Origin of the sequence: Synechococcus sp. MU1651 (assembly GCF_023630635.1) — a bacterium.
Classification (GTDB): Bacteria; Cyanobacteriota; Cyanobacteriia; order PCC-6307; family Cyanobiaceae; genus Parasynechococcus.
Map to the genome: position 1 here is coordinate 55,164 of NZ_JAKUHJ010000023.1, position 13,772 is coordinate 68,935.

Genomic DNA, 13,772 nt, shown 5'->3' on the forward strand with positions numbered 1-13,772 from the left:
CAACACTCAGCGACTCTGGAAGGGATTGGCGGGCATCCGCTCGCTGCAATGGAGCCGGGCCGCATCCAACCGCTGAAACTCCTGCGGTGACAATGACCACTGCAGCGCAGCGGCGACATCCCTGGCCTGCTCTGGAGTTCGCAGCCCCGGGATCGGCGTTGTGCCGAGAGATCTGCACCAGTTCAAAGCGACTTGAACCATCGATGCCCCGCGATCGATCGCGATGGCCTGCATCGCACTGCGTAACTCAAGACTTGCCGGAAGCAGGCGCTGGAACAGGCGTTGTCTCAACCAGGTGACAGGACGCCTCTCCTCAGACCCGGGAGCACAACCCAGCACGCCGAAAGCCAGAGGGCTGTAGGCCAACACCTCCACGCCAAGCTCCCTGCTGACGGCAATCAACTCGCGCAGCCGATCATCCGCAGGTGCCAAGAGCGAGCACTGCACCTGAACGCTGCGTAGGGAAACGCCCCGCTCCAACAGACGGCGATGGATCAACAGCAGGCGTTGGGGGCCCAGGTTGGACAGGCCCAACTCCTCAACCCGGCCAGACAGAACAAGATCAGCCAAGCCATCAAGAAGGCCTGTCTCCTGCCAGGGCGCGTAGCGCGCTGTGCTCCAGTGCAGCTGCACCCGCCGAAGCTGCCCCTTGAGCCGCGTTCGACTGGCCTCAAAGGCGGCATCAAAGCCCCGACGCCCCCATCGCCAGGGGAATGGGGCCAACTTCGTGGCCACCGTCAACTGGGATCGACGCAGGGCTGGCAACTCGGCCATGAAGTCGCCAAGCAACGCTTCACTGCGTCCACTCAGGCTCCCCGTTCCATAAGAATCCGCCGTGTCGATCAAGTTGAGCCCAGAGCTGAGGGCCTGACGAAACGTGGCACGAAGGCGAGCGTCGTCCCGCTGGGCGTCGTATCCCCAAACCGCCTTGTTGCCCCAGGCCCAGGTGCCGAAACCGATGCCGTTCAACGGGGCGATGCTGCTGCCAGCCATGATCGCCACCAGCCCGTCCCGTTGCGTCATGACCGCATCCCCCGCGCAGGAACCTGCGCGATCGACCGATCAAGCCGTGGAGGGATCGACTGCAGACGCGGAACGCATCCTCTGCAACCACTGCCGCAGAACCGCCAGCAATGGCATTCGCTGCCTGGGCATGTGCGTTGCCGACAGCGATTACTGATGATTCATCTCTGGATGGCGCCACTGCTGCTTGCCGTGCCAGCAACGGTCAATCCAGCCCAGGCTTTTGGCCGTCTGGAGCACAGGCCTGCGCATTGCCGCATCGTCGTCGGTGGGCGTTCTTTGACCTGCGAGCGCCTGCAGATCAGCGCGAACGGGAGCCGTGGCCTGCGGCTTCGATTCATCGGAGACGATCAAGAAACGGGGGGCAGCTACCAGTTGAGCTTCGTCAGCCTGGATGGAGATCAAGGCAGTCCGCTCAGCTGCGACAACTCAGGCTGCAGCGTGGATTCACGCCGCTGGAGCGCAACCCTGCTCAGCACGTCATGGGTTCACTTTGATGCCAGAGGCCTCCCCAAAGGCCTTCCTGCAACCCGTATGGCCCAGGGGCGTTGCTGGATTGATGCGAACACCTTGAGCTGCGAGAGTCACTCACGCAACGTTGCCGGCATGAGCGCGGAGGCTCAACTGTGATGAGGATTGAAAGGCGGCACCCAGATTCAAACTGGGGTTGAACACATAAAAACCCGATAAACACTGGGGTCTAGTCGAAGAGAATCGACAACTTACCTACCACTTACCTACCAGAAACGGCAAAGTGGGTCAGTGTTCAGAACTGGGCGACAGACCCAGGTAGGTAAGCGAGGTGGGCAAAGCATCACTCCCCGAGGACTGGACGACCCTGAACGTGTCGAAGGTCTTTGAAGTGCGTGGTTCGTACCCGCAGAACCTCAGGATCAAGCGACAGACCCATACACGGGTTCTGTACGCGGAGTGGTTACCAGACCCCAGCGATGACCCAAGACCCCATCAGGGGCGATCCAAGGGCGGTCTGGGGAAGCGTCTGACCATCCAGAGGACCACGAGGACAGAAGACCCTTACGAGGCGGCAAAGAGGTCGGTTAACCTGTTCCAGCATTGGCAGGACGAGATCAAGGCAGTCCTGGACCTACAGGAAGAACAAAACAAGAACTCACTTGGCGAGTACTGGGAGCGGTACTTCACGTCTGAATCCCAAACCCGAGAGACCCAACGCAATTTCAAGCGGTGGAAGCGAGAGGAGTACCTGAAGTGGGACGCAAGTGAATACGGCATCCGTCACCAACCTTGGGCGTCCAGAAGCGTTGACCTGATTACGAGTCAGGACTTCAAGGACTACTTCTCCCTTCTGGAGAGACGTGCACGTGGAAGCAGCGGATCCAATGGCAGTGGGATGAAGGGTCAGCAGAAAACCCTGATCAACAAACTCCTGGTTCTGGCAGAGGACGACTTTCCTGGGCATGCATTTCCAAGATTCCCTGCGATCAGCAAGCAGACCAAACAGGTTCAGCATCTGACTCAGAAGCAGTGGGACCATCTCCTGGCAGCAGTGGTGGACTTGTCTCTCGACTCAGCGAGACAACTCCTCGATCCAGACGAGTACAGGGAGTTGGAGTGGAGCAAGAGCAATCGACTGAACCAACGAAACTGGGTCGATCTCTATGACGCACTTCTCTTGGAGTGGTTCTTCTACCTGCGGGCAGAAGACATGTACCGAATCAAGAGCGAGTGGTTCAGGGACCAGGGGCACCAGACAGTCGTCTGCAATTTGGAGACGACCAAAAAAGATCGTCCGATTCATCAGACGACCCACTACAGAAACGATGTATACAGATTCTGGGAACTACTCAAAAGGAGAAAACCATCTGGTTATCTAGTTCTTCCCCAGATCGAAAGACCATCAGGAAATCCAGCAGACAGTCACGTCCTGAAAACCCTGAACTTTCTCTTGAAGCATGTTATAGAACAAACCTTTGGGAATGAGTTCCCTTCAGCAGGAAGGAATTGGACGACTATTCGGCATACAGCATTCCGACTGACTCTTGAAGAAGATCCATCATTGGCAATTCCTCCAAAGATCAATTCGTTCGCAGAGAATGGTCATACCAGTCCAGATCAACTCAGAAATACTTATCTCAGGTACATCGACGCAAAAAGGGCTGCAAGAGAGCCTCGTCAGACGATTAGAGAGGGCAAGTGGACAATGGTCAAAAGAGCAGGAGAGACCTGAGGTTCAGAACCGCCTGCAACAACTGCGATACGAGCATCCAGTACGTCCAAGAGCGCTGCTTCCACTACGACGCGAGGAGAGCGACAGGAGCACCGAAAATAAAATGGAATATCGTCCAAGGATTATGTGCAGGATCTAAAACCTATTGCAACCCAGTAAGGAGTGGAAGCACTAAAGCGGATAGATTCAAGTCCACTTTCCTTCATCATGCTTCGAATCTCATCTTTAGTGAACCTCTGCTCCAATCGCGTCCCAAACCTATCAAGGGCATCCGTCAACATGAAATAGAATGTTTTATCCTTATAATCTGACAAAGGCACATTACGAGAATCTATTCCAATCACTTCCAGAAATAAAGAAATCCTCGCTAGGGGAAAATAAATTATCGCAGCAATCGCTTTTGTAAGAGGGAGTTTTAGGCGAAAAGGCATGCGACAGATGAATCTTCTGATGACATCTGACGCGAACCAGACTACCTTGAAGACAAAAGGTTTATTATCAAATCTATAGTATAAATAAATCAGGAATGGTGAACCTGGTTTCAATTTTTTTACGCATTCTTTCATTGCACCAAGAGTATCTGGGATATGATGAAGTACTCCAAGACAGTAACCGAAGTCTTGCGAACAGTCTTTGAGAGAACATTCTTCTACGACAGATCGCTCAAAATTGCAATTATCAAATTCTGACAGATTTTCTTTTGCAACATTCAACGCCTTTTCGGATGGATCCACGCAGTTGAGTCTTCCAACGTAAGGTGCAACAAACCTCGCCCATCTTCCACTTCCACATCCCATGTCAAATCCCTCAGAGTCTTTATCTATTAAATCCCAAGGGAAAATAGAGAAATACTGGTTAAATGCGGTTTTAAGTTCGCCAGTATTTCCCTGTCTGTATGCATCCCATTCTTCGCCAAATCCTTTTACAGTAAGATCGTCAGAATTTATGGGCGCCACCGTCGAATCAGAAACTAATTTATTTTAGCATCATTAGCGTCCAGATACACTAGTTCCGTAGTCATGCCTTAGATCGATTAAGACTTTTGCTGGAATTCCTTTTTCATACCTCTTGTCCTTCTTCTGAAGTTCCTTGAGCATCTCATATTCAACCTTGGTCAGTCGGATGGTGATATTCATCTGACCACTTCACTACAGTTACACTGGGACCATTCATAGTGAGTGATCAAGTAATCCAGTGTTCCTGTCCTGGATCGTCTGAGTTGATGGGATAAAGAGTCAAACTTCTGCAGAGTGGACTGATTCCTTTTCCCAAAAAATAGATTAATGTTCCTTTGATCTGATTTGGCAAGGGTTTTCATGGAGATGTCTCTGATGGGGACATCTCTATTTATTCTGTTTAGAACACCAGATCTGAATTCTGATAATCCAAAACCAAGTCAGAATCCTGGTGGTATCTGTAAGCGTAGTAGTCCTTCAGGTTGTAGAACACATGGTGCTCCCAGTTCCATGGCTTGATCACCACACCCCTGTTCCCCTCTGAAGTGGTCTTGAGGAGTTTCTGGACTCTTGCAGTGACCTTCTGTTGTATCAGGTAGTCCAGATACCAGAGATGGTTCAGAGGGTCAGGTAGAGCACCCAGATGGAGATGGGTGTGGAATGCAGTGATCTGTCGTCCTCTGGTGATCACTGATTTGCGTTCATGAAAGAACACCAGATGGGGTCTAAGGGGTGGTTCAGGAAGTTTCTTGAGGGGTTGGTTCAACAGCGAGGTCAAGAACACATTCCTGAAGTGTCTGGAGTGACTGGTGACGGTTTCAGATCGAGTCGGGAGATCGTTCCATAGCAGTGTGATGAACCACTGGGGGTGGACATTGTTCTCCCATTGATCTCTGATGAGTTCCTGGAGGACCTTGGGATGAGATCTAGTCTTTTGATGGATCCGTTGGAGTTTCTGATTCAGGAGCATCCTTGAGGATCTTGACTGATTCACTCCCGTTGGTCGTGAATGAACCTCTCTTCGATCGGTTCTTCTCTGGTGATTTGTTTTGGTTGATTTGGGGTAACTCATTGTTATCACTAGTTTTACGCGATCTTATGGAGATTTAAGGAATATCTCTGGGTACACCGAGTCACTTGGGGAAACCGACCGATTCCAGAGACTTTTAAAGCAAAATTCGACGATCTCTACCTCTGCAGAGGGTCCAAATATCTTTGACTTTGTGTTCAATGATTATACAGAGATTATTTATACAGGTTAAGCAGTTTTGCGTATTTGCAGGGTCAGACCACAAGAGACACAGAAGACGGCAATATTTTTAAACCAATTTCGACAAATAGGATCTCTATGCACCTTTTATAGATTAACTCTTGTGTTTTTCTCTCAAGGTTCAATCAAGTCCAGAAGAGTTCCGTCTTGATCCACCAGTCGATGACGTTTCCCTGTGGATCGTGCGCGGTTAGCAGCAGAGCGATAGGCATCACCTTCGTTGTGTTTGGTCTGGAGGTGTCTCCATTTCCCGAACTGATCCTGGTACTGGATATCGATCTTGGTCATGACGCGACCTCCTGGTTCTGGAGGATCCGTTGAATCGTGGAGACAGAGACACCCGTCTGATCACGAATCGACCTGTAGGACTCCCCCTCACCCCTCAGACGCAGCACCAGACGTTCTTTCTTCTCTGAGGTCCTAGGTCTCCCACCAAGGTTTCCACCCGTCTTCCTTCGATGTTCAACGGACTCTCTGGTGCGTTCCTGAATTAAGGACCTCTCCACCTCGGCAAGTCCCGTCAGTAGTCCAATGACCAAAGGGGCGAGTCGTCCCAGTCCTCTGGTGTTGATCAGTCCATCGAGGGTCCTGATGTGGATTCCCTTCTCCTGCAGGTCAGCAAGACGGTTGATCACCTCCACCTGGGACCGTCCCAAGCGGTCGAGTTTGGAGACCACTAGTTCATCTCCCTTCTGCAGGGTCTCCAGGCAGGCACGCAACTGGTGTCGTTTCTCCAGAGGTGCACGGGAGGAGACCTTCTCGGCGAACACCTCCACGCATCCAGCACCCTTCAGTTCATCGGTCTGAGCAGCGGTGTCTTGATGCGTGGTGGAACAGCGGGCGTACCCGATTGATCGAGACATGGTCAAAACCCACTGGGTTTTCAGCACAGATCAACCGTACAGAGTTTTGAACACGGCAAAACCCCAGTTGTGACGGCAGTTTTTGGCGTCCTGGCAACTCTTGGGTTTCCGAACACCGCCAACTCTTCAGATTTCCCTCTTGACCCAACTCCTCAAACCAGGAGTAGAACGTGCGTACTACTCATAAGGAGGGTTCGATGTCGGAAGAGGAATGGGACTTTGTGGATGGTCTGAAGCAGACCAGATCCTCTTGCGTCTGTATGACGTGCCAGCACTTCTCTTACTTCTGCGACCAGCACTGCCACACGTTGCTGACCTGCGGTCTTCAGCGTCGCCAGGTTCCACATGGCGAGCATCTGACGAAGAGGTGCCGCAACTGGATGGTCCGCAGAGAGACGGAAATGGGTTGGTGCCCGGAGGTGGCGTGATGCGAGAGGGGTGGTTGATTGACGGCGATGACCGTTGGATATGGCGCTTCTGGCGTGATGAGAGCGCCTGGGTTCGCGACCCGAAGATGTTTTTGGACCGTGGTCGCTTGCTGCCTGATGGACCTCCTTTGCTGAAGGAGCGTCGGTATCTGCGGAAGGACGCAGCAGAGCAGTTATGGAAGTCCCTTCAAACGCAGGGATGGAAACCTCTCAAGGAACCTGCTTGGGGTGCTGCTGCTGACGTTTAAGACGTTCGGCAAACCGTAAGCACAAATACTCAACAGGCGGTGTTAGACCAGTCGTATCGCATGAGAGCGAGGAACCCAGGAGGTCAAACACCCCTGGGTCTTTTCTTGGAAAACGCTCACAGCACCCACGGCAGTCCCGCCTCATCGGTGAAGGTGGTGTTCGCTTGGCGTCGTCCCGCCCGGCGGCACTTTCAGTTTCCGAGGGAGCGATAGGGATACCGCTCCTTTTTTTGTGCCCTTGAGGAGTAGTTCCGCTCATGCCTTGGCGCTCTGAAGCGCCTTAGAACGGGAATGAGGTCAGAGACCGCTGAAGCAGTAACCAGGTCTCAACGACCTTTAGGGGGGTGCCGCTTACCCCCCTTCTCAATGGGCGCTTCTACGGATGGCGGCGCGTCTGTTGCGTCGCGAATATCTGTTCATCCCTCGTAAGGGGGGATGGATGCGTCATGAGGGGAGCGGGTGGGACCGCTCCTTTTTTGTGCTCTACCGATACAGAAAGCGGTAGTTCCGCTCATGCCTCACTGCTCTGACCCGCCTTAAAACAGGGATGAGGTCAGAGACCGAACAGGTCGGAAACCAGGTCTCAACGACCTTCAGGGGGGTGTCTGCTCACCCCCCTTCTTAATGAGCGGTTCTACCGATGGTGGAAGGGTTTGTAACGGAGCGAACATAAAAGAGCATCATCCGTAAGAGATGAATGCGTCGAACACAGGCAGAGGGTGGGACCTCTGCTTTTTCTTGGGTTGCTGACCCCAGTAGTCGTTTGGTTGTAACGGCGACGACCAGTAGGTGAACCCCGAGTGATCCTTCAGTTGCTCCTTCGATGAAGGGGCAATGCGTCGAACTGGGAGGGGGTGGGACCCCTCTTTTTTTTTGCCGTTTCGTAAAGAGTGCTCTCGCCTTTGCCTTTGGAGCGGTGATGCTGTCTACGGACCTACTCCCTTGGTTCGACGCATTACCTCCCTTCTTTGGCGGCACTCCCTGCCGCCTTTTTTATTGCTTGTGGGCAACCGAACCAGGAACGGTCGTCACTACCTGTTCTGACGGTTCTCCCACTCCTCACGGGAAAACACCAGGAGGAAGGTGAATGGGTCGAGAAGACGAGGGTTCAGACCTCTGGGAGTGGGAGACACCCAGAGGTCTTTTTTTGCACTCTGCGGAAGAGAAGCACCCCGCAGTGAGTGCCAGGTATCGCAAAACCGCATGCGTGCAGACCCCCCTCTCAGCAGGGGTGAAGTAGGTAACTTCTCGGACGTTTGGGAGACTGGAGGGAACCAGACGGTTACCTACCGTTTACCTACCTGTGTCGTCGCAGAAGAAATCCCTGAGAATGCAGTTATCATCAGCACTCTCAGGGATTTTCTCAAAGGCGGCACCCAGATTCGAACTGGGGATAAAGGATTTGCAATCCTCTGCCTTACCACTTGGCCATGCCGCCGCCCGGGAACAGCTGTCCCCATCAGGGGATCGTATCAGCCATGCCCCTGGCTCTCTGCTGTTTCTCTGCAACGGCCACGGCGAAGACCTGATCACCCTGCGGATCATCCAGGCCGTGCATCGGCGCGCACCGCGACGCCCCCTGACCGTGCTTCCTCTGGTGGGTGCCGGACGAGTGTTTGATGCTGCTGTTCAGCAGGGATGGTTGACACGCCTGGGGCCAAAAGCGGCCTTGCCCAGCGGTGGCTTCAGCAACCAAAGCCTGAGAGGTCTGCTGGCAGACGTCAGGGCTGGACTCCCCAGCCTGAGCTGGAGTCAATGGCAGTTGGTACGCCGCCTGGGACATGAGCGCCAACCCATCGTTGCCGTGGGTGATTTGCTGCCGCTGCTGATGGCCTGGAGCAGTGGTGCCCCCTTCGGCTTCATCGGCACTCCCAAAAGCGACTACACCTGGCTCAGCGGTCCCGGACGGGCCAAGAGCGACTGCTACCACCGGCTTAAAGGCAGTGAGTGGGACCCATGGGAATGGCGCCTGATGCGCTCGCGCCGTTGTCAGCTGGTGGCCATGCGTGATCGGCTCACGGCCCGAGGCTTGCAACGCAAGGGCGTGGGCGCCCTTGCGCCGGGCAATCCGATGATGGATGGCCTGCAAGTCCAACCGCTGCCATCGGCCCTGGACCGCTGCCGCCGAGTGCTCCTGCTCTGCGGAAGTCGCATGCCGGAGGCCCAGCGAAACCTGCAGCGGTTGGTTCGCAGTGCCATGGCGCTGCCCGGCCGCGTGCCGATGGCACTGCTGGTGGCCGTGGGCGCCCAACCCGATGCAGAGGCCCTGAGCAACAGTCTTGAACAACTGGGGTTTCGACGCAGCCTTCCGCCTTCAGACCAACTGGGTGCCGAAGCCTGCTGGGTGAAAGGAGCCTGCCTGGTGCTGATCGGGCGAGGTTGCTTTGACCAATGGGCTGGCTGGGCAGAAGCCGGCATCGCCACTGCCGGAACGGCGACGGAACAACTGGTGGGGCTGGGCATTCCGGCCCTGTCCCTGCCGGGACCAGGACCGCAGTTCAAGCCTGGCTTCGCTCGCCGTCAGAGCCGCCTGCTGGGGGGAGCGGTTCGTCCCTGCTCTGATGAATCCGAGCTCACTAGACGGCTGGAATTCCTCCTGGACGACCCGACACTCCGCTCCCACCTGGGACGAATCGGCACGCAGCGGATGGGGCCGGCAGGGGGAAGCGATCAGCTGGCACGCCTGATCCTGGATCGCTTCAACGGATACTGAAGATCTTCGGTTGGTTGCGATGGCCGCGATTCAAGACCCCACCCTCGTCAAACTTTGTGCCCAGTTGGCGAGTCGACTGAGCATCAGCCTCGCCAGTGCCCGGCGCCAGGTGGAACAAGCCGCGGCCCGAGAAGGACATCGCGATGTCGAGGGACGGCGAGCAATGGCTGAATCCATGCTGGCCGCCCTCGACAAGGACAACGGTGACCATGCCCGTCAGCTGGACGCGTTGCTCGAGAACAGCGAAGGCGACGGCAATTTCATGCTGGAAGACTGAGCCCCAACCTCAGTGCTCAAAGATCTGGTGAAAACGCAGCCGATCCAGCTCGGCTACCACCGGAACGCACTGGAAGCAGCGTTGCGCCAGATCCCAGCGCCCTTCCCGCCGCAACATCTGCTCCAGGCGCTCACGGGCTGGCAGCAGATAGCGCACATCGTTGGCGGCGTAGGCCAGCTGGGCATCCGTGAGTTCGTCCACCCGGCCCCAGTCACTGCTCTGGGCGCCCTTGTCCAGCTCGACGCCGACCAATTCCATCACCAGATCCTTGAGGCCATGGCGGGGGGTGTATGTGCGGCCGAGCCGACTGCCGACCTTGGTGCAGAACACGGGGTTCACTTCGATCCCCAAACCGACAGCAAGCGCAGCCACATCAAAACGGGCGAAGTGAAACACCTTCTCCACCGTGGGCGCCTCAAACAGGCGCTTGAGATTCGGCGCCTCGGTCTGGCCCAGGCCAATGCGGACGCAGGCCACACGGTCCTCGGCGTCGGCGATCTGAACAAGGCAAAGCCGATCACGCCCATGGATCAGCCCCATCGCTTCGGTATCAACGGCAAGCCGCGGGGACTGCAGATAGCGCTCCGTCCAAGCTGCATCGAGGTCGCGATCAAAGACGGCGAATTCCGCTGGGGATGACGACTTCTCAGCCATGACTTCAGGAAGGGATAGGGCCAGTGTGGCCAATCGCCTCCACAGCAAGTCTCAAGACTCTCCTCTTGAATCTCGAAATGAGATCGTTTTTGATTAGTGAAGTCGTCCCGCGCCTGTGTTCTCTCGCAGAAAGCCTTCGCGCACCTGTCTGGCAGACATCGAGCAGTACTTCCATCAGCCGCCGCCGCAGTTCCTCGATCTCGAGCTGGCTGTCTGCTGGATCCTCGAGTGCTTGCTCAAAGACGACAACTACCCCTCCGGACTCCTGCAAAAACTGATCCGGGAGGAGCCCCAACTGCGGCTTTCTGAAACCGTGCTGCAACAGGCCCTGGAGTTCCTTGAGCAACAGGGCTCGATCAGCAGTTACACCCAACGCTGCCCGAGCCGCGGACGGCCGCGGCGCATGCTGCACCTTGAATCCGATGCACGCGGCGAAGCCGAGCGACTGATGCAGCCCTGGCGCAGCTGGCTGGACTCCCACCGGTTCGCCTTGAACTAAGCGATTCAGCCGGCGCAAGGCTTAAAAAGGTTGAACATCACCGGGATGCCATGCCTGCAGGATTTCAATCCACCCTCCTGCTGACTGTTCTGCTGGCGATTGGTCTGGTCTTCTTTCTTCGTGCAGCCAGCAAAGACCGAACCACAGTGGTGGACGTGATGTCCCCCCAACCCCCCATCACCGTGCTTGACGGGCTCAGCACTTGGCTGGAAGAGCGCGGCTGGAGCCGGGATGGCGGCGATGCTGAGCGCCAGGTGCTCCGCTTCAAGGGGAAAGTGGCCTCCAGCCAACCCCTTGCCGTATTGCTGTCAGTGCTGGCGGCCATTGGCTCCGCCTGCTTCGGTCTGGTCCTGCGTCAGCTGGCACCGCAACTGCACTGGTGGCCTCTGCTGCTGATCGGCCTCGGCCCTCTGGCAGGAGCTGTCTACACACGGCGGGCCGCTCGCACAGAAGCCCTTGAACTGCAACTCCTTCCTGCTCCCGAGGGAGACGGCAGCGCCATTCGTCTGCGGGCTCATCGGGACGAATTGATCGCCATCGAACTGGAACTGGCTGAGACCCTGCAACTCGCCAGTGACGGATCCCTGCTCTCCTCGCCCATCTGAACCATGGGTCTGCCGGCCTGGATGCGACGGCGTCGCTTTGCCTCAGGACTTGCCATCGCAGGCCTGTCACTGGCAACCCTGGCGATGACCAAGGCTGCGGAAAAGCACAACTGGCTTGGCACAGCCGAGCCCAGCAAAAAAACAGCACCGAAACAGCCAGCCCCCTGTCCTGAGCCCGCCACGCCAGATCCCCTGCTCGGCCCACGCACAAAGAAGCCCGGGAGCTGGGTTGGCAGAAGCCCTGTGCAGAGCAACCTGCCAATCGTCGTCATGGCAGGACACGCCGACTCCCAGGGCACTGCCAGTCCAGGAACCCCTGGATTTGCCGTGGATCAGCAGAAGCGAGCGCCGATGCAACCGGGCATTCGCGATGAGCTGTTCTGGAACCGCGAAGTTCAGGCCGCTGTGGTGAGACAAGGCCAAGCCCGTGGCTTGAACATCCGCGCTTACACCCCGCCGTCAATCAGCGTCGCGAACGATGACGACCCCAGCACCAACTGGTCGAAGGCCAAGGTCTTTTCAGAGCGTGGTGAATATGTCCTGGAGATCCATTTCGATGCCTACCGGCCCCATGGCTTCGGCTCCGGCCTGATTCCGGTGCTCCCAAATGTGCGCGAACTGAATGTCGTCGATGAAAGCCTGGCCCAGGCATTTGGGCGCTACCCACGCCTGTTCCGCGGAGGCCTTGGCGGTCCGCGGCGCGGGATCGGAATTCTTGAAATCGCCATGCTTGAGCCCCCTCTCGAGACGAAACTGAGGGATCCACGCTCCAGAGAGCACACGGTGAATTGCCTGGCCGAGCGCGTGGTGAACGCGCTCGTTCAAGGCGTCAGTTAGTTGATCGCTCCATGGGGGCGGCAGCGCTCATCCAGCGAGGCATCACCGAGCCAGTCCTGCGGCTTGGTGAACAGTTCGGTCAGCAGGGCTTCCCTTGATCCGGCCTCGGCGGTGTAGCCGTACTCCCAACGCACCAAGGGGGGCAGAGACATCAGGATCGACTCCGTGCGTCCATTGGTCTGCAGGCCGAAGATCGTGCCGCGATCCCACACCAGGTTGAACTCCACATAACGTCCCCGGCGATAGAGCTGAAAGTCCCTTTCGCGATCGCCGTAGGCCATCGGGTGGCGCTTCTCCACGATGGGGGCATAGGCGGGTAGGAAGGCTCTGCCATTGGCCTGCCCCAAGGAGAACAGCTGCTCCCAGCTCAACGGCCGAGCTCCCAAGCGAGCCGACACCTGAGCAGCAGGCCCGGAGGGATCCTGACCCTTGTAGAGGGTGCCGTTGGCGTCTTGGTAGTCGTAAAAGATGCCGCCAACGCCGCGGGTTTCACCACGGTGCTTCAAATAGAAGTATTCATCGCACCAGGGCTTGAACACCTTGTGCAGATCCGGGTGAACTGAATCACAGGCCGCCTGGTGGGTGCGATGGAAATGACGGGCGTCCTCGAGGAACGGGTAGTAGGGCGTGAGGTCGGCACCGCCGCCGAACCACCACACCGGGCCAGCCTCGAAATAGCGGTAATTGAGGTGAACGGTCGGGATGTAGGGGTTGCGGGGATGCAGCACCATCGAGGTTCCCGTGGCGAACCAGGGATGCCCCTTGGCCTCAGGACGCTGCTTGAGGATCGACGGGGGCAGTTCTTCGCCTTGAACCTCGGAGAAATTCACGCCGCCCTGTTCAAAGACGCGCCCCTCACGCATCACCCGGGAGCGCCCACCACCCCCTTCAGGCCTGACCCAACTCTCCTCAACGAAGCGACCTTCACCGTCGAGGGCTTCCAGGCCCGCACAGATTTCGTCCTGCAGCCCCATCACCATCGCCCGAGCCCGCTCTCTGGAATCGCTGGGGGGCAGCTCAAGGGGAGCCTTGCTGACACCCACGTCCTGGCGTCCGAGGACGCGGCGAATCAGGGAGCGGACCATGTGTCAGAGACTGAAGACATCGAAACCTAACCAGGTCACCCCAGGCCTGGACAAGCATCCGTCAGGGACTGTCACGGGCGGCGCCCCTAGGATCCGGCTTGCCTTGAT

16 protein-coding genes and 1 tRNA gene are annotated in these 13,772 nt (G+C 56.8%); 9 read left to right on the top strand and 8 right to left on the bottom strand.

Going from position 1 to position 13,772, the window contains the following annotated elements:
• Positions 1-6: 6 nt before the first annotated feature.
• Positions 7-1,023, bottom strand: coding sequence for an aldo/keto reductase (locus NCN05_RS11700; protein WP_250398202.1), 1,017 nt, complete (start codon positions 1,021-1,023; stop codon positions 7-9).
• On the opposite strand from NCN05_RS11700, the gene NCN05_RS11705 reads away from it, so the two are divergent.
• From NCN05_RS11705 to NCN05_RS11715, 3 genes are all read left to right on the top strand, one after another.
• Entirely contained in the window at positions 1,022-1,180 is a 159-nt protein-coding gene (locus tag NCN05_RS11705; protein ID WP_170950470.1) for a DUF8639 family protein, read from the top strand. The genes NCN05_RS11700 and NCN05_RS11705 overlap by 2 nt on opposite strands.
• Positions 1,180-1,653, top strand: a complete 474-nt coding sequence (locus NCN05_RS11710) for a hypothetical protein (protein ID WP_250398203.1) — start codon at positions 1,180-1,182, stop codon at positions 1,651-1,653. The genes NCN05_RS11705 and NCN05_RS11710 overlap by 1 nt, the downstream gene beginning before the upstream one ends.
• Positions 1,654-1,825: 172 nt before the next feature.
• Positions 1,826-3,229, top strand: coding sequence for a hypothetical protein (locus NCN05_RS11715; protein WP_250398204.1), 1,404 nt, complete (start codon positions 1,826-1,828; stop codon positions 3,227-3,229).
• 122 nt (positions 3,230-3,351) lie between these two features.
• Here the strand turns inward: NCN05_RS11715 and NCN05_RS11720 are convergent, their stop codons facing one another.
• From NCN05_RS11720 to NCN05_RS11735, 4 genes are all read right to left on the bottom strand, one after another.
• The gene (locus NCN05_RS11720; RefSeq protein WP_250398205.1) at positions 3,352-4,185 is read right to left on the bottom strand and encodes a methyltransferase domain-containing protein; all 834 of its coding nucleotides are present in this window, start codon (positions 4,183-4,185) and stop codon (positions 3,352-3,354) included.
• A 400-nt stretch (positions 4,186-4,585) separates the two neighbouring features.
• The gene (locus NCN05_RS11725; RefSeq protein ID WP_250398206.1) at positions 4,586-4,951 is read right to left on the bottom strand and encodes a hypothetical protein; all 366 of its coding nucleotides are present in this window, start codon (positions 4,949-4,951) and stop codon (positions 4,586-4,588) included.
• Positions 4,952-5,569: 618 nt separating this feature from the next.
• Positions 5,570-5,743 carry a hypothetical protein gene (locus NCN05_RS11730; RefSeq protein ID WP_250398207.1) on the bottom strand — a complete coding sequence of 58 codons (174 nt, stop codon included), beginning with the start codon at positions 5,741-5,743 and terminating at the stop codon, positions 5,570-5,572.
• Positions 5,740-6,318 carry a recombinase family protein gene (locus NCN05_RS11735; RefSeq protein WP_250398208.1) on the bottom strand — a complete coding sequence of 193 codons (579 nt, stop codon included), beginning with the start codon at positions 6,316-6,318 and terminating at the stop codon, positions 5,740-5,742. The genes NCN05_RS11730 and NCN05_RS11735 overlap by 4 nt, the downstream gene beginning before the upstream one ends.
• A 427-nt stretch (positions 6,319-6,745) precedes the next feature.
• Here NCN05_RS11735 and NCN05_RS11745 point away from each other — a divergent pair, with 427 nt between their 5' ends.
• Positions 6,746-6,994 (top strand): DUF1651 domain-containing protein, encoded by a 249-nt coding sequence (locus NCN05_RS11745; protein ID WP_250398255.1) that lies wholly within the window; start codon positions 6,746-6,748, stop codon positions 6,992-6,994.
• 1,367 nt (positions 6,995-8,361) lie between these two features.
• On the opposite strand, the gene NCN05_RS11750 is transcribed toward NCN05_RS11745, so the two are convergent.
• Positions 8,362-8,432: transfer RNA gene (locus NCN05_RS11750), tRNA-Cys, on the bottom strand.
• A gap of 54 nt (positions 8,433-8,486) precedes the next feature.
• Here NCN05_RS11750 and NCN05_RS11755 point away from each other — a divergent pair.
• Positions 8,487-9,707 (top strand): lipid-A-disaccharide synthase-related protein, encoded by a 1,221-nt coding sequence (locus NCN05_RS11755; RefSeq protein WP_115160575.1) that lies wholly within the window; start codon positions 8,487-8,489, stop codon positions 9,705-9,707.
• Between the two features lie 19 nt (positions 9,708-9,726).
• On the top strand, positions 9,727-9,984 hold the full coding sequence (locus NCN05_RS11760) for a DUF8658 family protein (protein WP_006850096.1): 258 nt from the start codon (positions 9,727-9,729) through the stop codon (positions 9,982-9,984).
• A gap of 9 nt (positions 9,985-9,993) precedes the next feature.
• Here NCN05_RS11760 and NCN05_RS11765 read toward each other — a convergent pair whose 3' ends face one another.
• Positions 9,994-10,638, bottom strand: a complete 645-nt coding sequence (locus NCN05_RS11765) for a ribonuclease D (RefSeq protein ID WP_250398210.1) — start codon at positions 10,636-10,638, stop codon at positions 9,994-9,996.
• Between the two features lie 115 nt (positions 10,639-10,753).
• Here NCN05_RS11765 and NCN05_RS11770 point away from each other — a divergent pair, with 115 nt between their 5' ends.
• The 3 genes from NCN05_RS11770 to NCN05_RS11780 are packed head-to-tail and all read left to right on the top strand — an operon-like array spanning position 10,754 to position 12,579.
• Positions 10,754-11,137 (top strand): helix-turn-helix transcriptional regulator, encoded by a 384-nt coding sequence (locus tag NCN05_RS11770; protein ID WP_115010493.1) that lies wholly within the window; start codon positions 10,754-10,756, stop codon positions 11,135-11,137.
• Positions 11,138-11,187: 50 nt separating this feature from the next.
• Positions 11,188-11,742 (top strand): cofactor assembly of complex C subunit B, encoded by a 555-nt coding sequence (locus NCN05_RS11775; RefSeq protein WP_115080359.1) that lies wholly within the window; start codon positions 11,188-11,190, stop codon positions 11,740-11,742.
• A gap of 3 nt (positions 11,743-11,745) precedes the next feature.
• The gene (locus NCN05_RS11780) at positions 11,746-12,579 is read left to right on the top strand and encodes an N-acetylmuramoyl-L-alanine amidase (RefSeq protein ID WP_250398211.1); all 834 of its coding nucleotides are present in this window, start codon (positions 11,746-11,748) and stop codon (positions 12,577-12,579) included.
• On the opposite strand, the gene hemF is transcribed toward NCN05_RS11780, so the two are convergent.
• A complete protein-coding gene (gene hemF, locus NCN05_RS11785; protein WP_250398212.1) occupies positions 12,576-13,664 on the bottom strand; it encodes an oxygen-dependent coproporphyrinogen oxidase in 1,089 nt (362 codons plus the stop codon). The genes NCN05_RS11780 and hemF overlap by 4 nt on opposite strands.
• Positions 13,665-13,772 lie beyond the last annotated feature (108 nt).